This is a genomic window from Paramicrobacterium salitolerans, from assembly GCF_051513965.1.
Taxonomy (GTDB): Bacteria; Actinomycetota; Actinomycetes; order Actinomycetales; family Microbacteriaceae; genus Paramicrobacterium.
Genome location: NZ_CP195847.1, coordinates 392,316 through 418,891, shown reverse-complemented (window position 1 = coordinate 418,891; position 26,576 = coordinate 392,316). Strand labels below are relative to the sequence as shown.

28 protein-coding genes and 1 tRNA gene are annotated in these 26,576 nt (G+C 67.7%); 8 read left to right on the top strand and 21 right to left on the bottom strand.

The window, feature by feature from the left end:
- Nucleotides 1-30 precede the first annotated feature (30 nt).
- The gene (locus ACSAGD_RS02050; protein ID WP_437584064.1) at nt 31-918 is read right to left on the bottom strand and encodes a glycoside hydrolase family 19 protein; all 888 of its coding nucleotides are present in this window, start codon (nt 916-918) and stop codon (nt 31-33) included.
- 173 nt (nt 919-1,091) lie between these two features.
- Between ACSAGD_RS02050 and ACSAGD_RS02045 the strand changes: the two genes are divergently transcribed.
- The 3 genes from ACSAGD_RS02045 to ACSAGD_RS02035 all read left to right on the top strand — a co-directional run bounded on the left by ACSAGD_RS02045 (nt 1,092) and on the right by ACSAGD_RS02035 (nt 3,817).
- Complete coding sequence (locus ACSAGD_RS02045; protein ID WP_437584063.1) at nt 1,092-1,676, top strand: YqaJ viral recombinase family protein; 585 nt, start codon at nt 1,092-1,094, stop codon at nt 1,674-1,676.
- A 92-nt stretch (nt 1,677-1,768) separates the two neighbouring features.
- A complete protein-coding gene (locus ACSAGD_RS02040; RefSeq protein ID WP_437584062.1) occupies nt 1,769-2,785 on the top strand; it encodes a diaminopimelate dehydrogenase in 1,017 nt (338 codons plus the stop codon).
- Nucleotides 2,786-2,836: 51 nt separating this feature from the next.
- Nucleotides 2,837-3,817: an NADP-dependent oxidoreductase gene (locus ACSAGD_RS02035; RefSeq protein ID WP_437584061.1), complete on the top strand. Its 981-nt coding sequence runs from the start codon at nt 2,837-2,839 to the stop codon at nt 3,815-3,817.
- A gap of 18 nt (nt 3,818-3,835) precedes the next feature.
- On the opposite strand, the gene ACSAGD_RS02030 is transcribed toward ACSAGD_RS02035, so the two are convergent.
- The 6 genes from ACSAGD_RS02030 to ACSAGD_RS02005 form a co-directional block, all read right to left on the bottom strand.
- Nucleotides 3,836-4,369 carry an N-acetyltransferase family protein gene (locus ACSAGD_RS02030; protein WP_437584060.1) on the bottom strand — a complete coding sequence of 178 codons (534 nt, stop codon included), beginning with the start codon at nt 4,367-4,369 and terminating at the stop codon, nt 3,836-3,838.
- Nucleotides 4,370-4,463: 94 nt separating this feature from the next.
- On the bottom strand, nt 4,464-5,153 hold the full coding sequence (gene rplA / locus ACSAGD_RS02025; RefSeq protein ID WP_437584059.1) for a 50S ribosomal protein L1: 690 nt from the start codon (nt 5,151-5,153) through the stop codon (nt 4,464-4,466).
- 71 nt (nt 5,154-5,224) lie between these two features.
- Entirely contained in the window at nt 5,225-5,653 is a 429-nt protein-coding gene (rplK, locus tag ACSAGD_RS02020) for a 50S ribosomal protein L11 (RefSeq protein WP_098405795.1), read from the bottom strand.
- A 113-nt stretch (nt 5,654-5,766) separates the two neighbouring features.
- The gene (gene nusG, locus ACSAGD_RS02015) at nt 5,767-6,633 is read right to left on the bottom strand and encodes a transcription termination/antitermination protein NusG (protein ID WP_437584058.1); all 867 of its coding nucleotides are present in this window, start codon (nt 6,631-6,633) and stop codon (nt 5,767-5,769) included.
- A gap of 75 nt (nt 6,634-6,708) precedes the next feature.
- Nucleotides 6,709-6,984 carry a preprotein translocase subunit SecE gene (gene secE / locus ACSAGD_RS02010; protein WP_437584057.1) on the bottom strand — a complete coding sequence of 92 codons (276 nt, stop codon included), beginning with the start codon at nt 6,982-6,984 and terminating at the stop codon, nt 6,709-6,711.
- A gap of 42 nt (nt 6,985-7,026) precedes the next feature.
- Nucleotides 7,027-7,099 (bottom strand) — tRNA-Trp (locus ACSAGD_RS02005).
- A gap of 194 nt (nt 7,100-7,293) precedes the next feature.
- Here ACSAGD_RS02005 and ACSAGD_RS02000 point away from each other — a divergent pair.
- Nucleotides 7,294-8,307 carry a CPBP family intramembrane glutamic endopeptidase gene (locus ACSAGD_RS02000; protein ID WP_437584056.1) on the top strand — a complete coding sequence of 338 codons (1,014 nt, stop codon included), beginning with the start codon at nt 7,294-7,296 and terminating at the stop codon, nt 8,305-8,307.
- Here the strand turns inward: ACSAGD_RS02000 and ACSAGD_RS01995 are convergent.
- Nucleotides 8,300-9,778: a helix-turn-helix domain-containing protein gene (locus tag ACSAGD_RS01995; protein ID WP_437584054.1), complete on the bottom strand. Its 1,479-nt coding sequence runs from the start codon at nt 9,776-9,778 to the stop codon at nt 8,300-8,302. The two genes, ACSAGD_RS02000 and ACSAGD_RS01995, sit on opposite strands and share 8 nt — an antisense overlap.
- Nucleotides 9,779-10,473: 695 nt before the next feature.
- Here ACSAGD_RS01995 and ACSAGD_RS01990 point away from each other — a divergent pair.
- On the top strand, nt 10,474-11,673 hold the full coding sequence (locus tag ACSAGD_RS01990; protein WP_437584053.1) for a pyridoxal phosphate-dependent aminotransferase: 1,200 nt from the start codon (nt 10,474-10,476) through the stop codon (nt 11,671-11,673).
- Between the two features lie 24 nt (nt 11,674-11,697).
- Here the strand turns inward: ACSAGD_RS01990 and ACSAGD_RS01985 are convergent, their stop codons facing one another.
- From ACSAGD_RS01985 to ACSAGD_RS01950, 8 genes are all read right to left on the bottom strand, one after another.
- Nucleotides 11,698-11,979 carry a hypothetical protein gene (locus tag ACSAGD_RS01985; RefSeq protein WP_437584052.1) on the bottom strand — a complete coding sequence of 94 codons (282 nt, stop codon included), beginning with the start codon at nt 11,977-11,979 and terminating at the stop codon, nt 11,698-11,700.
- Between the two features lie 63 nt (nt 11,980-12,042).
- Entirely contained in the window at nt 12,043-12,855 is an 813-nt protein-coding gene (locus ACSAGD_RS01980) for a hypothetical protein (RefSeq protein ID WP_437584051.1), read from the bottom strand.
- Between the two features lie 3 nt (nt 12,856-12,858).
- A complete protein-coding gene (locus tag ACSAGD_RS01975) occupies nt 12,859-13,995 on the bottom strand; it encodes a UDP-N-acetylmuramate dehydrogenase (protein ID WP_437585208.1) in 1,137 nt (378 codons plus the stop codon).
- 5 nt (nt 13,996-14,000) lie between these two features.
- Nucleotides 14,001-14,426 (bottom strand): MaoC/PaaZ C-terminal domain-containing protein, encoded by a 426-nt coding sequence (locus ACSAGD_RS01970; protein WP_437584050.1) that lies wholly within the window; start codon nt 14,424-14,426, stop codon nt 14,001-14,003.
- Nucleotides 14,423-14,869 carry an FAS1-like dehydratase domain-containing protein gene (locus ACSAGD_RS01965; protein ID WP_437584049.1) on the bottom strand — a complete coding sequence of 149 codons (447 nt, stop codon included), beginning with the start codon at nt 14,867-14,869 and terminating at the stop codon, nt 14,423-14,425. The genes ACSAGD_RS01970 and ACSAGD_RS01965 overlap by 4 nt, the downstream gene beginning before the upstream one ends.
- 42 nt (nt 14,870-14,911) lie before the next feature.
- Nucleotides 14,912-15,820 (bottom strand): DNA-3-methyladenine glycosylase family protein, encoded by a 909-nt coding sequence (locus tag ACSAGD_RS01960; protein WP_437584048.1) that lies wholly within the window; start codon nt 15,818-15,820, stop codon nt 14,912-14,914.
- Nucleotides 15,821-15,823: 3 nt separating this feature from the next.
- The gene (locus tag ACSAGD_RS01955; protein WP_437584047.1) at nt 15,824-16,369 is read right to left on the bottom strand and encodes a methylated-DNA--[protein]-cysteine S-methyltransferase; all 546 of its coding nucleotides are present in this window, start codon (nt 16,367-16,369) and stop codon (nt 15,824-15,826) included.
- Between the two features lie 65 nt (nt 16,370-16,434).
- A complete protein-coding gene (locus ACSAGD_RS01950; RefSeq protein ID WP_437584046.1) occupies nt 16,435-17,202 on the bottom strand; it encodes a sulfite exporter TauE/SafE family protein in 768 nt (255 codons plus the stop codon).
- Between the two features lie 139 nt (nt 17,203-17,341).
- Between ACSAGD_RS01950 and ACSAGD_RS01945 the strand changes: the two genes are divergently transcribed.
- Nucleotides 17,342-18,091, top strand: a complete 750-nt coding sequence (locus ACSAGD_RS01945) for an alpha/beta fold hydrolase (RefSeq protein ID WP_437584045.1) — start codon at nt 17,342-17,344, stop codon at nt 18,089-18,091.
- The gene (locus tag ACSAGD_RS01940; protein ID WP_437584044.1) at nt 18,088-18,849 is read left to right on the top strand and encodes an SGNH/GDSL hydrolase family protein; all 762 of its coding nucleotides are present in this window, start codon (nt 18,088-18,090) and stop codon (nt 18,847-18,849) included. Before ACSAGD_RS01945 ends, ACSAGD_RS01940 begins: the two co-directional genes overlap by 4 nt.
- Nucleotides 18,850-19,096: 247 nt before the next feature.
- Here the strand turns inward: ACSAGD_RS01940 and ACSAGD_RS01935 are convergent, their stop codons facing one another.
- The 5 genes from ACSAGD_RS01935 to ACSAGD_RS01915 all read right to left on the bottom strand — a co-directional run bounded on the left by ACSAGD_RS01935 (nt 19,097) and on the right by ACSAGD_RS01915 (nt 25,606).
- Entirely contained in the window at nt 19,097-21,724 is a 2,628-nt protein-coding gene (locus tag ACSAGD_RS01935) for a multicopper oxidase domain-containing protein (RefSeq protein WP_437584043.1), read from the bottom strand.
- Nucleotides 21,711-22,880 carry a hypothetical protein gene (locus ACSAGD_RS01930; RefSeq protein WP_437584042.1) on the bottom strand — a complete coding sequence of 390 codons (1,170 nt, stop codon included), beginning with the start codon at nt 22,878-22,880 and terminating at the stop codon, nt 21,711-21,713. The genes ACSAGD_RS01935 and ACSAGD_RS01930 overlap by 14 nt, the downstream gene beginning before the upstream one ends.
- Nucleotides 22,881-22,997: 117 nt before the next feature.
- On the bottom strand, nt 22,998-23,555 hold the full coding sequence (locus ACSAGD_RS01925) for a YceI family protein (RefSeq protein ID WP_437584041.1): 558 nt from the start codon (nt 23,553-23,555) through the stop codon (nt 22,998-23,000).
- A gap of 214 nt (nt 23,556-23,769) precedes the next feature.
- Nucleotides 23,770-24,510, bottom strand: a complete 741-nt coding sequence (locus tag ACSAGD_RS01920) for a phosphotransferase (RefSeq protein ID WP_437584040.1) — start codon at nt 24,508-24,510, stop codon at nt 23,770-23,772.
- A 58-nt stretch (nt 24,511-24,568) separates the two neighbouring features.
- The gene (locus tag ACSAGD_RS01915) at nt 24,569-25,606 is read right to left on the bottom strand and encodes a YeiH family protein (protein WP_437584039.1); all 1,038 of its coding nucleotides are present in this window, start codon (nt 25,604-25,606) and stop codon (nt 24,569-24,571) included.
- Nucleotides 25,607-25,675: 69 nt separating this feature from the next.
- Between ACSAGD_RS01915 and ACSAGD_RS01910 the strand changes: the two genes are divergently transcribed.
- Nucleotides 25,676-26,572, top strand: a complete 897-nt coding sequence (locus ACSAGD_RS01910; protein ID WP_437584038.1) for a LysR family transcriptional regulator — start codon at nt 25,676-25,678, stop codon at nt 26,570-26,572.
- Nucleotides 26,573-26,576 lie beyond the last annotated feature (4 nt).

Here is a 26,576-nt window from a genome sequence, read left to right as displayed (position 1 = left end):
CTGACCCGCGGCGCGCTCAGCGGCGAAGCATCAGCAGGTGAGCCCGGAGCCGGGGCTCACGCCGAGGATCTCGACGATCCGCTCGTACTTCGCGACGCGCTTCTCAACCGAGGCCGGGTTGCCGCCGTTGCACTCGAGCGAGCCGTTCAGCGAGTTGATGGCCTGACCGAAGCCCGCACCGCTCACCATCGCCTCGTGCGAGGTCATCACACCGGGTCCGTTCTGCGTGTTCCAGTACCACAGCGCCGTCTGCCAGGCGATCGAGGGGTCCTGTTCGACGAGCCACGGATCGTTCAGCAGGTCGATGCCGAGTGCCTCACCCGCGGCGTGGTAGTTGAAGTTCCAGCTGAACATGATCGGGCCGCGGCCGTAGTAGGCCTCCTGCCCGGCCGGGCAGCCGAAGGGCTGCGAGTAGTCGCACTTGATCCAGTAGTTGTCCTCGTTGATCTCCTTGACGTACTGGAGGCCCACAGATTCAAAGTCCGCCTGAGCGAGGAAGGCCGCGGCTTCGCGTGCGCGCGTCGTCTCGGTTCCGACGCTCGCGAACTCCGGGTACGCGTTCAGCGCGTCGACGATGCCCTCGTAGGTGTAGAACGGGTCGCGGTCCGGAAAGATCTCGTCGAACTCCTGCTCGCTCACGACGAAGTCCTGGCCGCCGCCCTCGCAGGCGCCCACCTCCACCCACACGTTCGACACACCGGGCATCACGGCCTGGGTCCACCAGCGCGCCTCCCAGTTGTGCCCGTGGTGCGAGGCCGTGTCACCGCCCGTGTAGGCCTGCGTGGCGCTCCAGGTCTCGGCGCACTGGGCGGGGGCGTCCTCCGCGGCGTTCGCGGGTGCCGCGGCGATGACGCCGGCGGCGATCGTACACGCGGCCGCGAAGCCCGCTGTGAGCGCTCGGCGCAGCTTTCCTGTCATGTGCAACTCTGCTATCGTCATTGATCGTGTTGCAAATGCTGCACAGCTTTATGCAACATCCCTAACAAACGTAGCAACGCCGACAGCGCGAGGCGAGCAGATGACGCCCCCTGTGGACAACGGCACGCGAGCTCGGTGCCAGAGTTTCGCGTCCCTCGGGAGAGAATGGACGGGTGAATTCCAAGCTCCTCCAACGCGTCATCGCCGATTCCAGCGACCGCGTCGGATGGCTCAGGGCCCGCTCCCGCGGAATCACCGCGACCGACGTCGCCAAGCTCTCCACCCCGCACTCCATTCAGGTGGCCGCCGACGCGAAGCTGCACGGCACCGGGTTCACGGGCAACGCCTACACCGAGCACGGACGCCGCCGCGAACCGGAGATCGCCTCGTGGGTCGCCGCGACCCACGGCATCCAACCCTCGTCTGCGCTCTTCCGGGCTGAGATCGAGCACCGCCACCTCGCCACGCCGGACGGCGTCGCCACGACAGATGACGGACGCGTTCTGCTCGCCGAGATCAAGACGACCACGAAGCCGTGGCGCTCGATTCCGCGCAACTACCTGCGGCAGGTCTGGTGGCAGCAGTACGTTCTCGGCGCGGAGCGCACGCTCGTCGTGTGGGAGCAGCACACCAACTTCGTTCCGGTGGGCGATGAGCCGCTGTGTCAGTGGGTGGACCGCGATGACACGCAGATCTCGCGGCTCATCGGCCTCGCGAATCAGCTCATCGACGAGCTCCACCGTCGCACAGCACGCTGACTGGCGGCATCCTTCACGTCATCGCGCATCGATGACCGCTCACTCTGTCGTACGCTGAAGTGACCTGCGAACCGACCTCATCACGGAGAAGAGTGGACACCTCAGCCAGCACAGCGACCGACCCCGCACAGCCGATCCGCATCGGAATCGTCGGCTACGGCAACCTCGGCCGCGGCGTCGAAGCCGCGATCGCGAAGAACCCGGACATGAGCCTCGTGGGAATCTTCACGCGGCGACCGGCCGACAGCATCACGCCGATCGACCCGGAGGCATCCGTCTTCTCGATCGACGACCTCGCGGGCAGGGAAGGCGACATCGACGTGCTCATCCTCTGCGGCGGGTCGAAGTCGGATCTTCCGGAGCAGGGTCCCGAGCTCGCCTCACGGTTCAACACCGTCGACAGCTTCGACACGCACGCGCGCATCCCCGAATACTTCGAGACGATGGATGCCGTCGCACGGCGCGCCGAGACCACGGCGCTCATCTCGACCGGCTGGGACCCGGGCATGTTCTCGATCAATCGGCTGCTCGGCGAGGCGCTCCTGCCAGACGGCGAGACGTACACGTTCTGGGGGCGCGGCCTCAGCCAGGGCCACTCCGACGCGGTGCGCCGTGTTCCGGGCGTGGCCGCCGGCGTGCAGTACACGCTCCCCGCGAGCGACGCGATCGATGCGGTGCGCAGCGGCAGCCGGCCCGAGCTCTCCACGCGTGAGAAGCACACGCGCGAGTGCTTCGTCGTGCTCGAGGAGGGTGCTGACGCGGATGCCGTGCGCGAGGCGATCGTGACGATGCCGCACTACTTCGCCGACTACGACACCACGGTCACGTTCATCTCGGCTGAGGAGCTCGCTCGCGACCACTCGGCCATGCCGCACGGCGGGTTCGTGCTGCGAAGCGGCAGCACCGGCGACGGGCACTCGCAGGTCATCGAGTACAGTCTGGCGCTCGAGAGCAACCCGGAGTTCACGGCGAGCGTTCTCGTCGCCTACTCGCGGGCCGTGCACCGGCTGAGCCAGCTGAAGCAGCACGGCGCAGTCACGGTGCTGGATGTTCCGCCGGGGCTCCTGTCGCCGAAGTCGGCGGCGCAGCTGCGCGCTGAGCTCCTCTAACGCCGCGCCCGCGTAGCGCCGCGCCCGCGCGCGCTGTGGCAGACTGCGGGTATGACCGAGACCATCGCTGTACCTGAGTCCATGACCGCCATCGTCGTCGACGAGCCGGGGGCTGCCGAGACGCTGCACACCGCGACCGTTCCGGTTCCGCCGACCTACATCGGAGACGTGCTCGTGAAGGTCGCGGCCGCGAGCGTGAACCCGATCGACACGAAGATCCGCTCGGGCATGAGCCCCACGGCGAAGGCCCTCAGCTACCCGGCGACGCTCGGTCACGACTTCAGCGGCACCGTCGCACGCTCGCCATACGAGGCTCACCCGCTGAAGCCGGGCACCGAGGTGTACGGAATGACGCGCATCCCGCGCTACACGGGCAGCCACGCCGAGTACGTCTCCGCGCCCACGCTCGCCGTCGCACCGAAGCCCAAGCGACTCTCCCTCGCAGAGGCCGCGGCTGTTCCGCTCGCGGCGCTCACCGCCTGGGGCGCGGTCGTCGACGTCGCGCGCGCCCACTACGGCCAGCGCATCCTGATTCACGCGGGTGCCGGCGGCGTCGGGCAGTTCGCCGTGCAGTTCGCCCGCTTCTTCGGCGCGGACGTCATCTCGACGGCATCCTCACGCAATCTCGAGTTCGTGCGCTCGCTCGGTGCAGGCCGCGTGATCGACTACACGTCCGCCCGCTTCGAAGACGAGATCGAGCCCGTTGACGTCGTGATTGATCTGATCGGCAACGTGCACGAGCGCACGGGCTCGCGCTCGCTGCAGGTGTTGAAACCGCGCGGTCTCTACGTCAATGTGCCGACGGGTTCGTTCCCCGAGATGCTGGCCGAGGCGGATGCCGCGGACGTCGTGGCGACCCGCTTCACCCTGACCCCGAGCGGCGAGGTGCTCGCGAAGATCGCGCGTCTCATCGACATGGGCGAGGTCACGGTGCACGTCGACACGACCTTCCCGCTCGCCGAAGCCGCCGCCGCCCACGAGGCGGTCGAGACGGGGCACACGCGCGGCAAAGTCGTGCTGACCATCGATTGAGCCGTCAGCGCGAGCGGTTCAGTCGCGCAGCACGCGCTGCATGACGAAGTCATCGAACCAGCGGGTCCCCACCTGAAAGCGCCGGGTGCCGACGACCGCGAAGCCGCTCTTCTCGTAGAAGCGCACGGCGCGGGTGTTGAGCTGGTTCACGCCGAGCCAGACTCCTCGAGCCCCGTGGCCGGCGGCCGCCGCGAGCGTCGCCGACATGAGAGCAGATGCCGTGCCCGAGCCGTGCCGGCGAGCCAGGACGTACACCTTGTTCAGCTCGACCGCGGGGCGTGCTGTAACAGCCTCGTCGACGGCGGGATCCGTCGGCGGCGCATCGACCAGCATCGTGTAGCCCGTGATCTCTCCGTCGGCCTCCGCGACGAGCACGATGCGCGTCGGATCCCCGAGGAAGTCGGTGAACCTCTCCACGGAGAGCTGGTCCCGGATGAAGGCCTGAACATCGGCTGCGTCGGCATCTGGAGGGCACGCGAGTCCGAAGGTCTCGGCGGCGACGGCCGAGACCGCGGGGGCATCCTCGTACACTGCCTGCCGAACGACGGTCACACCGCGAGCCTAATCGAGAATGCCCGCGCTCACCATTCCCCAGACACGACGATGCCCCGGCCGCGTGGCGGCCGGGGCATCGTGAAGCGCTGTCTTAGAACGCGTTGGTGTCGAGCGGGATGCCCGGACCGAACGTCGTCGAGACGGCACCCTTCTGCACGTAGCGACCCTTCGAGCTGGTCGGCTTGAGGCGGATGATCTCCTCGAGTGCGGTGTCGATGTTCTCGTTCAGCTGCTCAGCGGTGAAGCTGGCCTTTCCGATGACGAAGTGCACGTTAGCGTGCTTGTCGACGCGGAAGGCGATCTTTCCGCCCTTGATGTCGTTGACGGCCTTTGCCACGTCAGGCGTGACGGTGCCGGTCTTCGGGTTCGGCATGAGGCCACGGGGACCGAGCACCTTACCCAGGCGTCCGACCTTGCCCATGAGCTCCGGCGTCGACACCGCGGTGTCGAAGTCGGTGTAGCCGTCGGCGACCTTCTGGATCAGCTCGTCGCCGCCGACCTCGTCAGCACCTGCGGCGATTGCGGCCTCAGCGGCCGGTCCCGTCGCGAACACGATGACGCGTGCGGTCTTACCCGTACCGTGAGGAAGAATGACGGTACCGCGAACCATCTGGTCCGCCTTGCGGGGGTCGACGCCGAGCTTCAGCGCGACCTCGACCGTCGAGTTGAACTTCGACGACCCGGTCTCCTTCGCCAGGGCGACGGCCTCAGCGGGGGTGTAGTACTTTCCAGCCTCGATCTTCTCGGCTGCGGCCCGGTAGGCCTTGGACTTCTGTGCCATGTTTTTCTCCTCGAGAGAATGTGGTCATCTGCGCCTGGCCGGCGCTGCCACTGAATGTCTTGGGACGAGTGTTACTCGACGGTGATACCCATGGAGCGAGCGGTTCCGGCGACGATCTTCTTCGCGGCGTCGATGTCGTTCGCGTTGAGGTCGGCCATCTTCTGCTCGGCGATCTCCTTGACCTGGTCCTGGGTCAGCTTCCCGACCTTGGTGGTGTGGGGAACTCCGGAGCCCTTCTTGACTCCCGCAGCCTTCTTGATGAGCTCAGCGGCCGGCGGGGTCTTGAGGATGAACGTGAACGAGCGGTCCTCGTAGACGGTGATCTCGACCGGCACGACGTTTCCGCGCTGCGACTCGGTCGCGGCGTTGTACGCCTTGCAGAACTCCATGATGTTGACGCCGTGCTGACCCAGCGCCGGACCGATGGGCGGTGCGGGGTTGGCGGCGCCGGCGTTGATCTGAAGCTTAATCAGACCAGTGACCTTCTTCTTCGGTGCCATGTTTCTTCCTTCTTCTGGTGATCGAACTCCGCCGGAATTGGCGGATGCTCTCCCGATGGCCCTGGCCGGGCCTCGGTAATCCGGTCGGATGCCGTCAGACAGCCGACCGAGGTCTAAAGCTTGGTGACCTGGTCGAAGCTGAGCTCGACCGGAGTCTCACGCTCGAACAGCGAGACGAGCACGGTGAGCTTGCCGCTCTCGGGCTTGATCTCGTTGATCGTGCCGGGAAGACCCGCGAACGAGCCCTCCTTGATGGTGATGGTCTCGCCGATCTCGAAGTCGACCTCGGCGGGAATCTGGCGCTGCGCGGCCTTGCCGCCACCGGTGGAGCCGGACTTGGCGGGCGCGGCTTCCTTGACGTCGACGAGGCTCTTCAGCATGTTGAAGGCCTCTTCGAAGCGGAGCGGCGTCGGGTTGTGCGCGTTGCCGACGAAGCCCGTGACACCGGGCGTGTGGCGAACCACAGACCAGCTGTCCTCGTTGAGCTCCATGCGCACGAGAACGTAGCCGGGAACGCGGACGCGGGTGACCATCTTGCGCTGGCCGTTCTTGATCTCCACCACGTCTTCCATGGGGACCTCGACCTGGTAGATGTAGTCCTCGACATCGAGCGTGCCCTTACGCTGCTCGATGTTCGCCTTCACACGACGCTCGAAACCGGCGTACGAGTGAATGACGTACCACTTGCCGGGCATCATGCGCAGCTCGGTGCGGAACGCCTGGTACGGGTCAACCTCGGGCTCGTCTTCGGCCGCGGCATCCTCAGCCTCGTCCTCAGACGACGGCTGGCCGAGAGCATCGAGCGCCGCGTCGAGGGACTCCTCGACATCGCCGCCTTCGACGTGGAGCGCACGGTTCTCGGCAGGCGTGACCGCCTGCTCTTCGCTCTCGAGGATGTTGCCCTCTTGCGCTTCGTCGACCTCCGACGACTGCTCAGCCGCGGTTGCCCAGTCGACGTCGTCTCGGTTTCTCTCAGACACTGAATTCATTCCATTTCTGTCGTGCGGCACGATTCCGCTGTCCACGCGGTCGGTGCCGTATCAGGTGGGCGTTCGTCAGGCTCCGGGAGTTCCGAAAACGAAGATCACGATCCAGCTGAAGAGCTGATCGAGCCCATACACAATCGCCATCATGAAGATCACGAAGACCAGCACAACGGCGGTGTAGCTCCACAGCTCCTTGCGGGTCGGAGTGACGACCTTCTTGAGCTCCGCGATCACCTGCTTCAAGAACAGGATGATCCCGGCGAAGGGGCCCCGCTTCGCGGCGCGGTCCTTCTTCGCTCGAGCGACGACATCCTCGCTGGGGGTGTCGATTACTTTTCGGGCCAACGTGTTACACCTTTCGTGTGCCGGTGGTCGCGCACCGACGCGCAGGGCGGACAGGACTCGAACCTGCAACCTGCGGTTTTGGAGACCGCTGCTCTACCAATTGAGCCACCGCCCTATGAGTGGGGTTGCACCCACTCTAGAGGTGAAATCTGCACAGCACCACTGAACCTCACACCGGGGACCGATGCCGAAATTGGCACAGAAAAGTTTGGCAGATTTCAACTACCTCGGATAAGTGTACGCGACGTCGCCACCATCTCCAAGCTGAGTTGCGGAGCCCCGCACGAGTCGACGTGGAAAGATGGACGGATGCCGACAGCCGCACGTCCGCGACGCACAGTCGCGGCTCTCGCCGCCTTCCTCGCGACGGCCTTCGGACTTGCGTGGCTCGTTGCGCTTCCGCTCTGGCTGAGCGGCGAAGGCCTGACGCATCCGTGGGCGTCGACCGCCGCGATCGTGATGATGGCGACGCCGACGCTCGGCGCCCTCGTCGCGGTCTTCGTCATCGAGCGCCCCGCGCAGAAGGGCGCCGCGCTCGGGCTGTGGCCGGCCGGCCCACCCTCGCGACTCTGGACATACCTCGGCTTCGGCGTCGCGGTGCCCATCACGCTCGCGTTCGCCGCGCTCGTCGTCGGGGCGCTTCTCGGGGTGTACCCGGCGGACTTCGCCGAGCTCTCCGGCCTGCGACAGCTGCTCGCCGCGCAGGACGCCGGCGATCCACCGGCGCCGCTCCCCCTCATGATCGTCGGGCAGTTCGGCATCATCGTGGTCGGCTCGGTCATCAACATGGTTCCCGCGCTCGGCGAGGAGATCGGCTGGCGCGGGTGGCTGCTCCCCACGCTGCTCCGACTCGGCACGGTGCCAGCGCTGCTCCTCTCGGGGGCGATCTGGGGGCTCTGGCACGCTCCTCTCGTGCTGCTCGGCTACAACTATCCGACCGCTCCCGTCTGGCTCGCTGTGCCACTCATGATGGCCTCGTGCATCGCGATGGGCGCGGTGCTCGGCTGGCTGCGGATCCGCTCAGGGTCCGTGTGGCCCGCAGCCCTCGGCCACGGCGCCTTCAATGCCTGCGCCGGCCTCCCCGCGCTCTTCGTCGGTGCGAACGAGCAGGTCGACACCGTGTCGGCGACCGTGCTCGGCTGGTCAGGCTGGATCGCGCCGATCGTGCTCGTCGCGTGCCTGCTCGCGGCCGGTCAGTTCCGTGCGCCCGCTTCCCGCCTGCGGCGGCGCCGCAGCGGCATCCTACGATCGACCGAGACGCCCGCCTACTCCCCCGAGCTCTCTGCGGTCGAGTCGAATCGCGAGCACGACGCGATCAGCTGACGCTCGGCGCGTGTCTCTCGAGGAAGCGGTACACCTCGTTGTCGTCGACACCCGGGAACTTGCCGGTCGGAAGCGCCGCGAGAAGACTCGTCGGCGTTCGCGCGGCCGGCCAGGACTGCCCCGCCCACGCTTCCGACAGCTCGACCGGCGGACGGCGGCAGCACGACTCATCGGGGCAGGTCGAGTGCGACCGGTTCTGCGTGTCACGACCGCGGAACCACTTCACGTGCGCGAACGGAACGCCGACCGTGATCGAGTAGTACCCCTCCTTCGCCTTCTCGACGCGTGAGGTGCACCAGTACGTGCCGTTGGGGTTGTCGGTGTACTGGTACCAGGGGCTGAAGCGGTCCTCAGCGGCGAACACAGTGAAGGCCGTCCACTTGCGGCAGACCGTGGTGCCTTCGACCGCGCCGAGGGCGTCGGTGGGATGCCTCACGCCGTCGTTCGAGTACGCCTTCACGATCGTGCCGGATTCGTGCGCCTTCGTGAAGTGGACCGGAATGTCGAAGTGCGCCGTGGCGAGGTTCGTGAAGCGGTGCGCGGCGGTCTCGTACGACACGGCGAAGGCGTCGCGGAGGTCCTCCATCGAGATGCGGCGCGCGTTCTTCGCCTCGCGCAGGGTGCGGACCGCGTCCGCCTCGGGAAGCAGGAGAGCCGCGGTGAGGTAGTTCGTCTCGATGCGCTGCCGAAGGAAGTCTGCGTAGTTCTCAGGCTCCTCGTGCCCGAGAAGGTGGCTCGCGAAAGCCTGGACGACCGGGCTGCGCGAGTCGCGGGACGCCGACTGCTGCGTCGGGAGGTAGATGCGGCCGTTCTTCTTGTCCGTCACAGAGCGCGTGGAGTGCGGCAGATCGGGAACATAGTGGAGCGTGAAGCCGAGGTGACCGGCCATGTCACCAACGAGCTGCTGACTGACCGGACCGCCGCTGTGCCCGACGGCGTCCAGCAGCTTTCTGGCCTCGGCCTCGAGCTCGGGAAAGTAGTTGTCGCGTTCGCGCATGGTCGCGCGGAGCTGCGCGTTGGCGCGGCGTGCCTCCTCGGGTGTGGCCGCGCGCTCGCGATGCAGCCGCTCGACCTCCTGGTGAAGCGACAGCAGGGTGCGCAGCATCTCGTCGCTGTACGACTTCGAGATGCGGAACGGTTCGATGCCGAGCGCCGCGAAGACCGGCCCGCGCTGAGCGCGCTCGACGGCGATCTCGAGCGCCGCACGCTCGGTCGGTGCCTCGTCGTTCAGCAGATCGTCGATCGTCGTGCCGAGCGCGAGGGCGATCTGACGCAGCAGCGTGAGTCGAGGCTCCCGCTTGCCGTTCTCGATCATCGAGACCTGCGATGGTGCCCGATCGATGGCGCGCCCGAGCTGCTCAAGCGTCATGCCGCGCGAGACGCGCAGCTGACGCACCCGGTGCCCGAGGGTGAGCGCGTCGATGACCTCGTCATCGTGCTCCTCGGGTCTGATGCTCTCGATCGTCGTCATGAGTCGATGGTGACACGCAGAAAGACGTCACACAACCGAAAAAAGCCGTGAATTTCTGCAATTCTTACGTTTCCGGGGCGAAATCGGGCCATTTCGTGCGAGCAGCAGCCACGATTTTCCGTCATTCACGAGACTCGCTCTCATCGCACACGAGGATCAGCCCACGCGCAGAAGGGCCCCATCACCCCCACCATCCGTGAGAATTGTGAAGAACAGCAGTAATTCACGTCGACGCAGCCCCTTTTCGCGCAATGAGAGGCCGATGGGCCTATATCTACTCAATACCCCCAGAAACCCCGCGCTTTTTCTGAAACCGGAAAAGCGGGGCGAAGTTTGTGCGAGCAATCTCGCCGAACAGGGTTGTGGGAGGCGCACAGTAGATGTACACCGCAACGCAACCGCGAAGGAGAAGATCATGAACAGCACACACATCGTGCGCGACAACGACCAGAACCCCGCGGCTGTGGAACTTGCGGCGGCATGGAGCGAAGACCCGTTCAGCCACCTCACCGTTCCGATGGACTGAGCCTCACGGCTGGTTCGCGCAGCCGCATGGCACACAAGCCACGGCCGTAACGCGTAGAACGAACGCTAAAGAAGAAGGATGCCGCGACCCGCGCTTCGGGTCGCGGCATCCTTCTTCTCTGTCTGACGCACACTCGTGGGCGCGCACCCTCACACGCTACCCTCGTTGTGTGGCTACGACACCGAGACTCTCACAGAAGATCACCGCAATCGCCGAGTCGGCGACACTGAAGGTCGACTCGAAGGCCAAGGCGCTGAAGGCGCAGGGCGCTCCCGTCATCAGCTATGCCGCGGGCGAACCCGACTTCTCGACGCCGGAGCACATCGTCGAGGCCGCGGTCGCCGCGGCCAAGGACCCCGCGAACCATCGCTACACGCCCGCCAAGGGACTGCCCGACCTGAGGGAGGCGATCGCGCAGAAGACGCTGCGCGACTCCAAGGTCGAGGCGAGCCCAGACCAGGTGCTCGTGACGAACGGCGGCAAGCAGTCGGTCTACGAGTCCTTCCAAGTTCTGCTGAACCCGGGCGATGAGGTCATCGTTCCGACGCCGTACTGGACGACCTACCCCGAGGTCATCGGCCTCGCAGACGGCGTAGCCGTCGACGTGTTCGCGGACGCCGATCACGGCTACAAGGTCACCGTCGAGCAGCTCGAGGCCGCGCGCACCGAGCGTACGAAGGTGCTGCTGTTCGTGTCGCCGTCGAACCCGACGGGCGCCGTCTACTCACCAGAGGAGACACGCGCCATCGGCGAGTGGGCGCTCGAGCACGGCATCTGGATCATCACGGACGAGATCTACCAGAACCTCACCTACGACGGGGTCGAGGCCACGTCGATCGTCGCGGCCGTGCCCGAGCTGGCTGAACAGACGCTGCTCGTGAACGGGGTCGCGAAGAGCTACGCCATGACCGGGTGGCGCGTGGGCTGGACGGTGGGCCCGAAGGACGCCGTCACGGCCATGACCAACCTGCAGTCGCACCTGTCGGGCAACGTCAACAACGTGGCGCAGCGCGCGGCGATCGCCGCTCTCACCGGATCGCAGGAGCCCGTGGAGCAGATGCGGCAGGCGTTCGATCGCCGCCGACACACGATCGTCGAGGAGCTCAACAAGGTCAGCGGATTCACTGTGCCGACCCCGAGCGGCGCGTTCTACGTCTACGCGGACGTCTCCGGTGTGATCGGGCGCGAGATCGAGGGTGTAATGCCCACGAGCTCGCTCGAGGTCGCCGATCTTATGCTCGACAAGGCGCAGGTCGCCGCGGTTCCCGGCGAGGCGTTCGGCCCCTCCGGCTACCTGCGCTTCAGCTATGCGCTCGGCGACGACGCCCTGCTCGAGGGTGCTCAACGTCTGCAGAAGCTCTTCGGCTGAGCGGACCTGAGGTGCTGCTCGCGCTCAGAGGACGAACGCGAGCAGCACGATGGCAGCGATGACCACCAGCGCGACGATGATCGCGACGGTGAACCACGGCACGATGGTCTTGCGTGCGGGTCTGTGCGACGTTGCGGGTCTGTGTGACGTGCGAACCGGCGACGCGCCGTACGGCTGCGACGGATCAGGGAGATTGCGGATGATCGGACCCTGTCCTGTCCAGGGCTCCGTGCGCGTCGCACGCTGCTGGGGTGAGCGCTGCGCCGCGGCATCCGTTGTGGGCTCTGTGGGGGGCTGTTCGGCCATGGGGACCTCCTGCGCGACTCCGCTTTCACCCTAACTCAGAGTGCCGACGAGCGCTCGACTCGTTCACCCGAGTTTCATCGTGAACTGATCGAGGAGCTCCTGAGCGAAGCCCTCGTGATCGAACGTCGACGAGCCGAGACACGAGACCGTGATGCCGTACGAGGAGTCCTGCCACATCATGCCGCGCGTGAGCTGCATGAAGAAGCCGCCCGCGTAGTCGAGGCGGCGCCCCGCGAACTCGATCTCGTTGCCATCGGAGACCGGCATCGTCACGACGAAGTCGTCGCCATGGTCGGTGAGGTCGGGGAACTGCGCTCGCAGGTTCGCCTCACTGAGGTCGAGATCTCGGGACGTGTAGTACCCGTCGTCCTTGTCGGGCTCCGGGTCGCCCCACAGGTAGATCCACTTCGGATCCGCCGTGAGATTGCAGATGGGGTCGTCGCTCAGCCAGTACTCGCCGAACTTGTCGTCCTGGCTGTACCAGTTGTCGGCGAGGTCCTTCTCGAAGGTGACGTCTTGCTCGAAGTAGGCGTAGCTCGACAGCGGGTAGACCCCGTTCTCCGGCGTCGAATACGCTGGCGGATCGTAGCTCGGAGCCTTGCCCGACCCCGTCTCGGTCGGGTGGGGCATGGGCGTCGCGCCCCAGGGCAGCGCCGACGACGAGGGTGTCGGCACGGGCGCCGCCTCCGGCGTCGAGCTCGACATGAGACTCGTGACTAGGGTCACGACCGCGACGACCGCGATCGCGGCGAAGGCCGTGATGCCGATTCCGGCGAACACCCAACCGGTCACGCGCCGACGCTTCGACGGCAACACGTACTCGGGCTCGGTGCCCTGGTCGCGGTCGCGCGGGAGCGGTGGCGGCGTGAACGACATGGCTTAAAGTTCGACGCCCACCAGAACGGGCTCGGGTTGGAGCAGGATGCCGAACTCAGCGTGGACGCGCGCCTGCACGAAGCGTGCGAGCGCGGCGACGTCCTCCGCGCTGGCACGGCCGCGGTTGGTCAGCGCGAGCGTGTGCTTCGAGGAGATCGAGGCCTGCGAGCCGGGCAGCTGGAAGCCGCGCGGGATGCTCGCGTGCTCGATGAGCCACGCCGCGCTCAGCTTCACGAGGGACGGCTCGCTCGAGGTGATGGGCGGCGGCTCGACGAAGCCCTCGGAGCCGTCGAGGGGAATCACGGTCTCGGGGCGCTCCTCCGCCGCAACCTCCCACCGAGGAGCGTCGGCCGGCAGACCGCGCGCGATGTGCTCGCTCACGATCGGGTTGGTGAAGAACGATCCGGCGGATGCGGTGTCGCGATCGTCGGCGTCGAGAACCATGCCCTTCGAGCGACGAAGATCGAGAACGGCGCTGCGCACGCGCTCGAGCGGAACGCGGTCGCCGAGTTCCACGTCAAGAGCGCGAGCCAACTGGGCGTAGGCGACGGGCTGGCCGAGGCCACCCTCGGCCTCGCTCAGAATGATGTCGACCGAGAGCACGACCGCCTCGCGCGCGGCAGGCTGACCGCCGTGACGCTTGAGCACCGAGGTGCGGTAGCCGAGGCCGAGCTCTGAGGCGCGGACGTGCTCGCGCTCTCCGGTCTCGAAGTCGAGCAGCTCGACGCCGACGAGAACGCTCGAGAGCTCCTGCCCATAGGCACCGATGTTCTGGATGGGCGCCGCCCCGACGGAACCGGGGATGCCGGAGAGCGCCTCGATTCCGGCGAGCCCGTTCTGCACGGCGTAGTCCACCAGGGCATCCCAGGTCTCGCCCGCCTGCACCCGCAGCACGACGCCCTGCTCGGTGTCGACGCGCTCGATGCCCGTGCTGCGGACGAGCACGATGGTTCCGCTGATCTCGTCATCGGTGGCGAGCGTGTTCGACCCGCCGCCGAGCACCAGCCACGGCTCGTCCGTCTGCCACAGGTCGGTCAGCTGCTCGACGAGTTCGTCCGCGCTGTGGGCGACCAGCATCCGCTCTGGGGCCCCTCCCACGCCGAGCGTCGTCAGCTGGGACAGAGGCGTCGGCTCCACGATCTCGCTCACGCTGGCGTCACAACCGCCTGCGCCTTGCCGAGCACGGTTGCCGCGTCGAAGGTCACGGTCAGGTCGATGCGGGCGGTTCCGGCGTCGACATCGACGGCACCGACCTTCGCGGTGACGGAGACCTCGGCCCCGTCGACCGGATCGACGACGACGGGCCGCGTGAACTTCACCTGGTAGTCGGTGACGCGCGCCGGGTCGCCGATCCAGTCGACGACGGGCTGCACCGCGGCGCCCATCGTGAGCATGCCGTGCGCGATAACGCCGGGCAGATCGACCGATGCCGCGACGTCGTCACGGTAGTGGATGGGGTTGAAGTCGCCCGAGGCCCCCGCATACCGCACGAGAGAGTCGCGCGTGAAGGTGAGGGTGCGCTCGGCGACGACGTCGCCCACGGCCAGCTGAGTAAGGTCTGTGGTGCTCATTCGTCTCCTCGCACAACGAGAGTGGAGATGGCGGTGACGACGTGCCGTCCCTCGGCATCCGTCACTACCGTGTCTGCAGTGACCATGGCGTGCGCGCCGAGCGTCTTCACGCTCGACACGGTGAGCTGCGCGGTGAGCTCGTCGCCGGCCACGATCGGGCGCGTGTAGGTGAAGCGCTGATTGCCGTGGACGACACGGCTGAAGTCGATGCCCGCGTCGGGCTCGGCGAGAAGCTGCTGGAGCGTTCTCTCCTGCACGACGACCGCGAAGGTCGGGGGCGCGACCACATCTGCGTGGCCCGCCGCACGTGCGGCGGCGACCTCGAGATTGATGGGATTGGTCGCGAACACGGCGCGAGAGAACTCGCGCACCTTCTCACGTCCGACGAGGTACGGCTCTGTCGGGGGCAGCGTGCGCCCCTGGATCTCGGGATTCACAGACACGGGTGCAAGCCTACCGTTCACGTGCTTGATGCGCGCCGTGAATCAGAGGCGCGCGGATGCCGGCGCGCAGTAGGCGTGCTCGGTCCAGAGGTGGAAGGTGGCGTAGGCGCGGAGCGGGCGCCAGGCCTCACCCGCGGCCGTCGCGCTCGCGGCATCCTCTGCCCCCATCGCACGCCGCAGCACGAGGTCGCCCGAGGGGAACGCGTCGCGGTCGCCGACGGCGCGGACCGCCAGGTAGTCGGCCGTCCACGGCCCGATGCCCTTCAGCGAGAGAAGGCGAGAGCGGATGCCGGCAGGGTCGCCGTTCAGCTCGAGGCCGTCCGCGAGCGCCGCGGCGACGGAGTGCAGCGTGGCCGCGCGGGAGCGGGTGAGGCCGATGGCGTCGCGGATCTGCTGCGGAGTCTGGCCGGCGAGCGTCGCGGCGTCGGGCAGATGGCGGTAGCCGGTCTCGGGGTCGAGCTCGCCGAACTCTGCGACGAAGCGGCGCTGGAAGGTGCGCGCTGAGGCGAGGGAGACCTGCTGGCCGAGAACAGCGAAACACGCGGCCTCGAGGTCGTCGATGTGCCCGAAGATCCGCAGTCCCGGCCGCCGTGCGACGAGGGGTGCGATGACCGGGTCGTCGGCGAAAGACTCGGCGACGCGGCGCGGGTCAGCATCGAGGTCCAGCCAGCGGCGGATGCGCTGCGCGAGGGCATCGTCGATCGGCAGGGTGCTGGTCGCCCGCACGTGATCGTCATGGAAGACCGCGCGGAGGATGCCCCGCCGTCCGTCATGACTGATGCCGCGCGTGATCGCGGCATCCTCGCTCTCTCGTTCGGCAGAGGCAGCCGTCGCAGAGGGCTCCGGCGCATCGATGCCCGCGACGGAGTGTGTTCGCTGCGCCGCGAGCAGAGCCGCGACGTCGTATGGCCCCGAAAAGGGCAGATCGAGAGAGTGGGCGAGCGCGGTCATGCGTCAGAACAGCTGATCATCGGTCGGGGAATCGTCGCGCTCGAGAGCGAGCAGGAACCTCTTGCGCTCGAGCCCACCCGCGTAGCCCGTCAGAGAACCGTCCGCCCCGATGACCCGGTGGCACGGCACGATGACCGAGAGCGGGTTGCGTCCGTTCGCGGTGCCGACGGCGCGTGTGAGCTTCAGATCGCCGAGCTCCGCGGCGAGATCGCCGTAGCTGCGCGTCTGCCCGTACGGAATGTCGCGCAGCAGCATCCACACCCGCTTCTCGAAATCGGTGCCGCGCGGGTCGAGCTCGAGGTCGAACTCGCGCCGCTCACCGGCGAAGTATTCGCGGAGCTGCTGCCCCGCGACGACGAACGCGGCATCGTCGCGTGCGCCGAGCTCGTCGGCGGGATGCCTGTGGCGGTCGACGTCCATCCACACGGCAGTCAGCGTGACGGGCGCACCAGAGGGCTCGGCCCGCGGGCGCTCATCGGCATCGCGGCGTTCTCCGACGAGGGTGAGCGGGCCGATCGGCGAATCGATGACACTGTGCACGGTGGTCATGGTCTCTCCAGTCTGCCGGGTTCCACCGACACTCTGCAGACGCGCGTCCGGTGCCGAACGTGAGATCAGCGTCCGCGGAGCGCGCGGATCGACAGCTGGATCGCGATCGCGACGAGGAACGCCGCGAAGAGCACGTTGCCGACCATCGGGTCGATCGCGCCCGCAAGCAGCGCCCCGAGCGACGTCGTGACGCTCGCGCAAACGCCGACGGTGAGCGCTGCGCCGAGGTCGACGTTGCGGCGGCGCACGTTGCCGATCGTGCCGGAGATCGCCGTGGGGATCATCACGGCGAGAGAGGTTCCCTTCGCCGTCAGGTCGCTCGCGCCGAAGATGAGGATCAGCATCGGCACGATCACGGCACCGCCGCCGATTCCGAGGATGCCGGAGAGGACACCGACCACAAGACCCAGCACGATGAGCCCGATGACCGACGGCACCGTGAGCTCGATAACCGCATCGCGCGACGGGATGACGAAGAACATCGACACGATGACCGCGAGGAGGAAGACGATGAACACCCACTGCACGACGCGCTTGGGCAGCCGGTGCAGCAGAAGGCTGCCGAGCTGAGCACCCGTGATGGAGCCGAGGCAGAGCACAACCGCGACGATCCACGCCACATCGCCGTGCACCGCGTAGCTCACGACGCCGGTGATCGCGGTCGGCACGATCGCCGCGAGCGACGTGCCCGCCGCACGCTTCGGATCAAACTTCGCAAGGGTGATGAGCAGCGGAACGATGATGATTCCGCCGCCGACGCCGAACAGTCCCGAGAGGAACCCAGCGATGGCGCCGATGAGCGCGAACCACGCCCAATCGATCCGTCGCCGCATGATGCTCCCCCTCCGTCGCGCCCGTGACAGACTATCGCGGCAGCGGCATCCTCTCGGTCTGCGACAGCCGCCCGGTTGCTGATGAAGCGCAGGTTCGTGGTCGAATAGGAGCATGCTTCCGTCTGCGCCAGAGCCACGCATGATCAGATCCGGAGACGTGCAGATCGCCACGTATGACATCGGCGACCCCGATGCGACGCCCGTCGTGCTCGTGCACGGATTCGCCTCGAGCGCGGAGAACAACTGGGTGCTGACGGGCTGGACCAGGGAGCTGATGCGCGCCGGATACCGCGCCATCGCGATCGATCACCGGGCGCACGGCCAGAGCGGCAAGCCGCACGACTCCTCCGCGTACAGCATGCCGCTGCTGCGCGACGATGTCTTCCGAGCGATGGACGCGTACTCGATCGCGTCGGCGCCGTGGATCGGATACTCGATGGGCGCCCGCGCCACCTGGTACTCGGCGCTGACCGAACCGGAGCGTGTGACGCGCGCCGTGCTCGGCGGCATCCCCAAGGGCGACCCGTTCGCGAAGCTCGATGTGAGGCAGGCACGTGACTACACGAGCATGGGTCTGCCGATCAGGGATGCCGTGACGCGCACGTACATCGAGATGGCAAGCGAGCAGCGCGGCAACGACCTCTTCGCGCTCGTCGCGCTCGTCGAGGGGCTGCGCGGCGACCCGCACGCCTCGACCGACGACGCCCCGACGCAGCCGCTGCTCATCGCCGCGGGAAGCGACGACGCCATCGCCGGTGAGGCCCGCACGCTCGCAGACGAGGCGCCGGATGCCCGCTTCGTCGAGCTCCCCGGCCGCACCCACTTCAACGCGCCGACCTCCGGAGCCTTCCGCCGCGCGGCCATCGAGTTCCTTCAGGAGGACGCATGATCCAGAGCTACGTCGCCGTAGGAGACAGCTTCACCGAGGGCGTCGGCGATGACCTGCCGGACGGCGGCGTGCGAGGCTGGGCGGACTTCGTCGCGATCGGCCTTCAGGCGGCATCCTGTCACCCTGTGCTCTATGCGAACCTCGCGATCCGTGGGCGCAAGCTGGGGCCCATCATCGACGAGCAGCTGGAGCCGGCGCTTGCGCTCGGAGCGGAGATGCTGACGTTCAACGGTGGCGGCAACGACATCATGCGGCCGCGCGTCAGCATCGACTGGGTCGTCGAGCGCACGATGGACGTTCTCGATCGCGTGTGCGAGACCGAGACGCGCCCGGTGATCCTCGCCGGTGCGAATCCCTCGCGGAACCTGCCGATGGGTCGGCTCATCCGCAAACGGGGCGATCTGCTCGCGGAGGCGGTCGCCGATGCGCTCGGCGGAACGGGGGTGACGTTCGTCGACAACTGGAACGACGAGACCCTCGAGGATCTGCGCTACTGGTCGGCGGATCGTCTGCATCTCAATGCGCTCGGCCACTCGCGCGTGGCTGCGAACGTGCTCGAGGCCCTCGGCGTGCCCGTGCCGAGTGTGTGGGGCGTCGACGAGGTGGCGGATGCCGCGCCGACAGCCCAGCGCACGTTCGCGTATTACCGCGAGTACGTTCTGCCCTGGGTCGGCCGTCGGCTCACGGGGCGCTCGTCGGGCGACGGCCGCACGGCGAAGCGGCCGACGCTGCAGCCCGTGAGCGTGCCGAGTCCGTGAGCATGCTGGGCCCCTGAGCGCGCGGAGCTCGTGAGCGCGCCGAGCCCCTGAGTGCGCCGAGCCCCTAAGCGGACGCGGCGTCACAAAGTCGGAAAATCTTGGCGGCGCGCCGCTCTCGCGGCATCCTTCACCGGCGTTTCGCAAAAATTTCCGACTTCGTGGGCGGTGGGGATGCTGGCAGGGTGAGCGTGAGCACGGTGAAGATGGAAGCAGGGCGAGCGTGAGCGGTGGGAGCGTGCGGTGGGGATCAGTCCGTGACGTGGACGATGCCCGTCGCGCCCTTCTCGGCATCCGACATGATGTGCGAGACGAATGTGTAGTTGCCCGCCTCCGGGAAAGTCAGCTCAACGAATCCGCCCTGCGCCGGAGCGAGATCGAGTGCCTGTGAACCGCCGACTCCGGTCGATCCGCCATCCTTCAGGGTGTAGTCGCCCTCCTTCCACACCGTGTGGAACTGGCCGCCGACGACGTGGAACGACGACGCCACGTTGGGCCCGGCGTCGAGCACCCAGAAACGCACCGACTCGCCGGCCTTCACCTCGAGCGGCACATCGCGGTACTGGTTGGCGTAGCCGTTGAATGCGACGATGTCGGGCATCTGAGTCGCGACCTTCTCGGCATCCACCGCGTCGCCCTGGGGCCCGAGATAGAACTCGGACTGCACCATGACGAACTCGTGGTCGACGGGCGCGAGCTCCGGCGGGTCGATGATGACCGCACCGAACATACCGTTCGCGATGTGGCTCGACATCGGCATCGTCGAGCAGTGATACATCCAGATGCCCGCGCGGGTCGCCGTGAAGCGGTATTCGAGGCTCTCCCCCGGCATGATCGTGCGCATCGGCTCATCAGGCGACACGACGCCCGCGTGGAAGTCGATCGAGTGTCCCATCGTGCCGTTGTTGACGAGCGTCACCTCGAAGACATCGCCGACCTTGCCGCGCAGGGTCGGTCCCGGCGCCGTGCCGTCGAACGTCCAGAGCTCCTGCGAGACGCCCGGAGCCACGTCGACGGTCTCGTCGGTCACGGGGAGCGTCACCGTGTGCACCGTGGTGCCATCTGCGGGCTCGAGCGCCGCGTCGTACGGCTCGAAGCCCGGTTCCGGAGTGGCGGAGAAGTCCAGGTCGGAGGCGGCGCTGTCCGCGGCATCCTCACCCCCGTCGCCGTGGTGCGAGCCGTGACCGCCCTCCGCCGTTTCTCCTCCGATCGCGACGACATCGGCGACCATGCCCATCGCGCGGTGACCGGTCACGGAGCACCAGGACTCCATGTCGGACGAGATCACTCCGACGTCGATCGTGGTGCTCTCCCCCGGACTGAGCCGCCCGGAGGTGACGCCGTTCGCGAAGGTCATGTCGTGCACGTCGGTTCCGGTGTTGCGGAACTCGACCACGAGGCTGTTGCCCGCCGGAACCTCGAGGCGATCGGGCACGAAGCGCATGCCGTCGACCGTGACCTCGATGGTCGTCGTCTCGCCCGTGGCCTCGACTTCGGAGGCCGCGAGGGTGTTGATGCCGGCCGCGGCAGGGTCGACGGCGATGCCGCCCGCGACGGCGAGAAGCACGATGGATGCCGCGGTCACGACCTGCCCGCTGAAGCGGCGCTTCGGCTGAGGCGCCGGCTTCGCCCCGATGCGCAGTCCCGGTGTGTGCGTCGCGGGCGCCGGCTCAGCCTTGCGCTCGCGGAGCCCCCGCATGACGGCACGCACCGCGAGCACGAGGAACGCGATGAACACGCCGAACACGACGAGGCTCAGCAGCACCTTCACGACACTCGGCACATCGAGCAGATAGACCGCGATGCCGGCGTTGATGGTGACCGCGCGGAACACCGAACCGCGGTCGAGCTCGGCCTCGGCCGCCTTGCGGGCGTTCGGCCGCCCCATGATGACCGGCAGCAGGTAGCTGAGCGCGCCGAGCACGATCTGCACCGCGAAGCCCGCGATGAACGGCTGCACGATCCAGGCGAGACGCTCGACAGCGACGGCCCAGGTCGGTGCGGTGCCGACCCCCGCGGCGAGAAAGCCCACGGAGACCGCGAGCCAGCACAGCGCGGCACCGATGCTGAGGCCGGCGTAGCTCAGGCCCGAGGCATCCTTCACCTGTCTGATTCCTTCGAACAGCACGATGCCGAGCCCGACCAGCCAGACCGCGGCCCCCACCGCGACCAGCGGCAGAGCGTCGGCCATGGCGGCGGCCAGCACGATGGCGATGCCGATGACGGATGCCGCGAGCACGCCGCCCTGTCGGCCGCCGTCCGTGGCGCGCATGCGTGCGTGCAGCACGGTCGGCCAGAAGAGGATGACCGTGCCGAGGACCGTCGTTCCGACCCAGCCGAGGAGGTTCACGGCGACGTGCGCGACGAATAGACGACTGCGCACCGGATCGTCGGCGGGCAGCTGCGACATCCAGAAGCCGAGGCTCACCCCGACCACGAGCCACAGCGCCGAGACCGCGTAGAAGCGCACGAGCGGGCCGAACCGCGAGGTGAGGGCGCCGCGCAGCTGCAGCACCATCGTGACGGAGTGCGCGACAGCCGCGACCGCCACGAGCGAGGCACCGACGAGCAGAAGCGGCATGGCGTCCGCGAGCATCCCCGCAACCACGATGATCGCGCCGACCGTGTGCAGGCCGAGACGGATGCCGAGACCGAGACGCCCCGCCGGAGCCTGCCTGCGGGTCAGCGTGTCGGCGAAGTGCTGACTCCAGATGATGATGGCCGTGCTGACCGCGCCCAGCATCGTGATGTGCACCATGAGCCAGGTGCTGTGCGGAATGAAGCGGTGGGCGATGACCGCGGCGATGGCGGCCAGCATCCACGCTCCGAGCACGGAGTTCGTGATGATGTACCAGGTACGGCGCTCAAGCGTGCGCATCGTCTTCTTTCTTCGGGTCTGCGGGTCGCTCAGGGGATGCCGCGGCGCGCAGCGCAAGCACGGCGGACGTCACGGCGAAGACCAGGAACAGCGCGATCGCGGCCACGTTGCCGATGCCGCCCGCGCGGATGAGGGGGTCGAGCCCGCGCACGTCGCCGATGACCCGCGCGGCGAGCGAGAGCTGCAGAAGTGCGACCGGAATGTAGAACCAGGTGCGGTACGGCAACGGCGTGCGAAGGACCGCGGGGAGGATGACCGAGGCGTGCGCCATGATCATCGACATGACGAAGCCGAGCAGCACCGCGTGCGTCACGATGTCGTGGATCCCGGCACCCTCCTCACCGGTGACGACCCAGACCGCTCCGGCCACGCCGAGCCAGACGTAGCCGCTGATGAGGCACACCGCCATGTACCGCGCGGCGCCCGTCGAGACGATGGTCACCCGCGCGACGTCGACGAGGAGCAGCCACCCCACGATCGCGATGAGCGCGACGCCGAGGATCGCATGGCCGACACCGGGCCAGACCACGGAGCTGAGGGAGGATGCCGCGACCGCGAGCGACAGCGTCAGCCCGACGTTCTCGCCCCGGGCCGTGAGGCCGCCGACGCGACCCAGTTCGATGCGCTCCCCCACGATCGTGAGCACCAGGAACACCGCGGCGACCGGCGTGACGTTCTCGAACGGCACCGCCACCGCCCAGAGCAGCGCGGCGACGAGCCCCGCCGCCGCGGCGAGCGCCTGGATGCTCGTGGCGACGGCCTCCTGTCGCTTCCAGATCACCCGGTAGATGAGAAGCATGACGAGAAGTCCCGCGACGATCGCGAGGCGCCCGACGAGCACGGGCATCGGCGTGATGAGGCTCAGCGCCCCGAGGCTCATGAGGAGCGGAGCGGCGAAGGCCCAGCGCCGTCGGATGGCGACGGCGCGCTCCAGCACGACGAGGGAGCCGACGAAGCCGAAGAGCATCGCTGGCGCATGGGCGTCGCTGAGCTTCGCGGCATCCATGTCGATTACGCCCATTCGGACGAGACCCGCCGTCATTCCCATGATCAGCGCAACCCCTGCGGGCACCACGAAGGCAAGACGGGCCGCGCGCACGCCGCTCGAGCGGGAGGCGGCATGCACGTCGCTGGCGGGGCGCGCGGGGTTCTGCACGCATCCAGCCTACCGCCTGACTTCTACGTGTCGTAGAACTTTACCGTGGCACATGCGCGCGTGTTAACAGCGACGGGGCCGCGGCATGAACCGCGGCCCCGAGAGACGATCAGAGAATTACTTCTGGAGCGTGAACTGCAGGTCGAGCGTGATCGAGACCTTGTCACCGAGGGTGACGCCGCCGGCCTCGAGGGCTGCGTTCCAGTTGACGCCGAAGTCGAGACGGTTGATGACACCGCTCGCGGTGATGCCGGCCTTGGTCTGGCCGTATCCGTCGGTGATGATGCCGCCGAACTCACCCGTGAGGGTGACGGGCTTGGTGACGCCGCGGAGGGTCAGGTCGCCCTCGATGGTGACGTCGTCGCCGTCGATGTCGACGCTCGTCGAGCGGTAGGTCATGGTCGGGAACTCGTCGACCTTGAAGAAGTCGCTCGTGCGGAGGTGGTTGTCGCGGTCTGCCTGACCAGTGTCGACCGAGGACACATCGATCGTCGCCTCGACGCTGCTGTCAGCGGGGTTCTCCGCCGTCACGACCGTCGCGTCGACGACATTGAAGCTGCCGCGCACCTTGCTGATCATGAGGTGCTTGACCGAGAACTCCACTTCGGAGTGCATAGGGTCGAGCGTCCAGGTGCCGGCGATGTACTGGGGGTGAACGAGAGTGCTTTCAGTCATGTATCTATTCAACCGCATGCACTTTCGGGTTATTCCTTGTCGCGACAACTTTTTTTGGAGAATTCTTCTTGGGCTTGCGTTCAGGTGTACCGGATACCGCCTTCCAGCTCCGGGAAAGCGGTATCCGGTACACCTGAACGCAGAAGAGGGCGGCGCGCGGCCTGGGAGATAGGTGGCGGGCGCTAGGTGAGGTGCGAGAGGTCACAGCAGAACGTCAGGTGGCGTTCCAGAGGGCGCGGTAGTACGCGAGGCGATCGCGGTCGGGCTCCACACCGTACGCCTCGATGAGGGCCTCCTCCCATCCGGGCCCGTAGTTCCACTCGGTACTCATCGACGCGACCGCGATGTCAGCCCACCGGTCGGCAGCCCCGAGCGCGCCGAGGTCGACGTGGCCCACGACCGTACCGTCGCCGGCCAGCAGCGTGTTCGGGCAGCAGGCATCCCCGTGGCACACCACGAGGGCATCAACCTCGGGCGGCGACGACAGCTGATCAGACACACGGATGCCGCGGTCGGCCGCGTTCTTCAGCCGCGCGGCAACGCCCCAGTCGAACGGGCAGTCCGCCACGGGCAGCGCGTCGTGCAGCGCCCGAAGTCCGCGGCCGACCGCGGCGACCGCCACCTCGGGGCGTGCGATCCACTGCGGGGCGACGGCGCTCTGCCCCGGCATCCCCTCGGTCACAAGCCACTCGTGCGCGTCGTCCTCCCCCTGGGCGACGACCCGCGGAACCGCGACGAACCTCCCGGCCCAGCGCAGCCGCTCGGCCTCCGCGGCCATCGAGGTCTCCTCGTGGCGCGGCCCCCACTTGATGTAGTGCTCGGCGCCGGTGGCACCGTCAACAGCACGGAATGTCAGCCCGCCCAACGCGTTCCGCCACACTGGCTCGAGCCGGGTACCACGGGCGAGCGCCGCGACACGCGGCGGGACGGCAACGGGTGCTGATGGAATAGACACGTTTCTCCTTCTGCCGCTCCGATGCTACGCGGCAGAAGGAGAAACCCGCGGCTTGGGCTCAGCCGAGCAGAACGACCCCGCCGAGGCCGATGCCCATCACGACGATGGTGCTGAGCGCAGCGAGCGCGAACGGCTTCGGCCCCACCTTGATGAGGCTGCGCACGCGCACACCCGCTCCGAGGGCGAACATCGCGGCCGAGAGCAGCGCGTTCTGAACGACGGATGCCGCGTTCACGACGACATCCGGAACGATGCCGGTCGAGCGCAGCACGACCATGGCGATGAACGCGGCGACGAACAGCGGGATGATCGGCGGACGCTTGCCTCCCGTGCTGGCGGTCTGGCGACGGCGCACCGCGCTGACGACCGCCATGACCGGGGCGAGCATCAGCACGCGGGCGAGCTTGACGATCACGGCGACAGCGAGCGCGCCTCCCCCGATGATTCCCCCGGCTGCGACCACCTGGGCGACCTCATGGATGGATGCTCCGGCCCACAGTCCGCCGTGCATGGCGTCGAGCCCGAGGGCGCCCGCCGCGAGCGGGATGATCGGAATCATGAGCGTGCCGAAGAGAACCACGAGGGCCACCGCGGTGACGGTCTCTTCCTCATCTTCAGGCTCGACGACGCCGTCCACAGCGGCGACGGCGGCGGCGCCGCAGATCGAGAAGCCACACGCGATCAGCAGGCGCTGCGTGAACCCAATGCCCATCCAGCGGCCGATGAGCATCGTGGCACCGATACCGCCCGCGACGATCGCGATCACCACGAGGATCATCCCCGCACCGAGCCCGAGGATGTCGCCGATCACGAGCTGCAGGCCGAGCATGACGACGCCGAGGCGAAGGAGCTTCTTCGCTGAGAACGCGAGGCCCGGCTCGAAGGCGGTGCTCAGCGGGGTCAGGTTGCGCAGCAGCATCCCGATCACGATCGCGATCAGCAGCGGGCTGACGGCTGGAAGCAGGTGGTTGATGCCGAGCGCGACGGCCACAGCGACGGCGCAGAGCCCGAGTCCGGGAAGGAGCCCGCGCACAAGCTGCGCGGGTGGGGTTTTGGCGGGCTTTTCGATATCGGTGGTGGACGTCTGTTCTGCCATACGTCAACTTTCTCGCCGGGCTCGTCGCGTCAGAACCGCGAAGATCGCATGACGCTATATCATTGCGATATGTCTCGATTGCCTGACCTCGCAGCGCTCTCCCTTCTGCGAGCAGTCGCGGTTCACGGCAGTCTCAGTGCGGCTGCGGCCGAGGTCGGCATGGCGCAACCGAACGCGTCGCGGACCATGCGCCGCCTCGAGACCGACCTGGGGTTTCGACTGATCGACCGGGGTCCGCGGGGCTCGACCCTCACGCACGATGGCGCGATCGTGGCCGAGTGGGCGGCAGACGTGGTGGATGCCGCGGAGCGACTCGCCTCGTCGGCGGCCGCTCTGCGCACGAACACCCGCACGCAGCTCTCCGTCGCAGCGAGCCTCACGGTTGCGGAGGCCTTCCTGCCGCGCTGGCTCGCGGCGCTTCGGGCAGAGCGTCCCGACGTCGGCATCCGCATGTCGGCCCAGAACTCCGAGCAGGTCATGGATGCCGTCCAGGCGGGGCATGCCGACCTGGGCTTCATCGAATCGCCGGACCTCCGCCGCGAGCTGAAGAGCGCCGAGGTCGCGTTCGACCGCCTCGTGGTGGTCGTCGCTCCGCAGCATCCCTGGGCGAAGCGCCGCCGGTACGTGACCGACGCTGAGCTCGCCCGCGCACCGCTCGTCGTGCGCGAGAAGGGGTCGGGCACGCGCACGACGCTCGCTCGGGCGCTGAGCGCCTACGACCCGGTTCCGCCGACGCTCGAGCTCAACAGCAACGCGGCCGTTCGCGTCAGCGTCGCGGCAGGCGTCGGGCCCGCCGTGCTGAGTGAGCTCGCGGTATCGACGGCCGCGCGGTCGGGCGAGCTGGTGATCGTGCCGACGCAGAGCGAGTTCATACGACGCATCCATGCCGTGTGGATGCCGGGTGCGGTCCACGAGACCGCAGAGATGCTCGTGCGGATCGCCCAGCGGCACGAGAACCGCTCCTAGGGGT

Excerpts from the sequence above, each read along its gene's own strand:
- ACSAGD_RS02050 (WP_437584064.1), bottom strand. The coding sequence starts at position 918 with ATGACAGGAAAGCTGCGCCGAGCGCTCACAGCGGGCTTCGCGGCCGCG.
- ACSAGD_RS02035 (WP_437584061.1), top strand. The coding sequence starts at position 2,837 with ATGACCGAGACCATCGCTGTACCTGAGTCCATGACCGCCATCGTCGTC.
- rplA (WP_437584059.1), bottom strand. The coding sequence starts at position 5,153 with ATGGCACAGAAGTCCAAGGCCTACCGGGCCGCAGCCGAGAAGATCGAG.
- rplK (WP_098405795.1), bottom strand. The coding sequence starts at position 5,653 with ATGGCACCGAAGAAGAAGGTCACTGGTCTGATTAAGCTTCAGATCAAC.
- ACSAGD_RS02000 (WP_437584056.1), top strand. The coding sequence starts at position 7,294 with ATGCCGACAGCCGCACGTCCGCGACGCACAGTCGCGGCTCTCGCCGCC.
- ACSAGD_RS01995 (WP_437584054.1), bottom strand. The coding sequence starts at position 9,778 with ATGACGACGATCGAGAGCATCAGACCCGAGGAGCACGATGACGAGGTC.
- ACSAGD_RS01985 (WP_437584052.1), bottom strand. The coding sequence starts at position 11,979 with ATGGCCGAACAGCCCCCCACAGAGCCCACAACGGATGCCGCGGCGCAG.
- ACSAGD_RS01980 (WP_437584051.1), bottom strand. The coding sequence starts at position 12,855 with ATGTCGTTCACGCCGCCACCGCTCCCGCGCGACCGCGACCAGGGCACC.
- ACSAGD_RS01970 (WP_437584050.1), bottom strand. The coding sequence starts at position 14,426 with ATGAGCACCACAGACCTTACTCAGCTGGCCGTGGGCGACGTCGTCGCC.
- ACSAGD_RS01960 (WP_437584048.1), bottom strand. The coding sequence starts at position 15,820 with ATGACCGCGCTCGCCCACTCTCTCGATCTGCCCTTTTCGGGGCCATAC.
- ACSAGD_RS01955 (WP_437584047.1), bottom strand. The coding sequence starts at position 16,369 with ATGACCACCGTGCACAGTGTCATCGATTCGCCGATCGGCCCGCTCACC.
- ACSAGD_RS01950 (WP_437584046.1), bottom strand. The coding sequence starts at position 17,202 with ATGCGGCGACGGATCGATTGGGCGTGGTTCGCGCTCATCGGCGCCATC.
- ACSAGD_RS01945 (WP_437584045.1), top strand. The coding sequence starts at position 17,342 with ATGATCAGATCCGGAGACGTGCAGATCGCCACGTATGACATCGGCGAC.
- ACSAGD_RS01940 (WP_437584044.1), top strand. The coding sequence starts at position 18,088 with ATGATCCAGAGCTACGTCGCCGTAGGAGACAGCTTCACCGAGGGCGTC.
- ACSAGD_RS01935 (WP_437584043.1), bottom strand. The coding sequence starts at position 21,724 with ATGCGCACGCTTGAGCGCCGTACCTGGTACATCATCACGAACTCCGTG.
- ACSAGD_RS01925 (WP_437584041.1), bottom strand. The coding sequence starts at position 23,555 with ATGACTGAAAGCACTCTCGTTCACCCCCAGTACATCGCCGGCACCTGG.
- ACSAGD_RS01915 (WP_437584039.1), bottom strand. The coding sequence starts at position 25,606 with ATGGCAGAACAGACGTCCACCACCGATATCGAAAAGCCCGCCAAAACC.
- ACSAGD_RS01910 (WP_437584038.1), top strand. The coding sequence starts at position 25,676 with ATGTCTCGATTGCCTGACCTCGCAGCGCTCTCCCTTCTGCGAGCAGTC.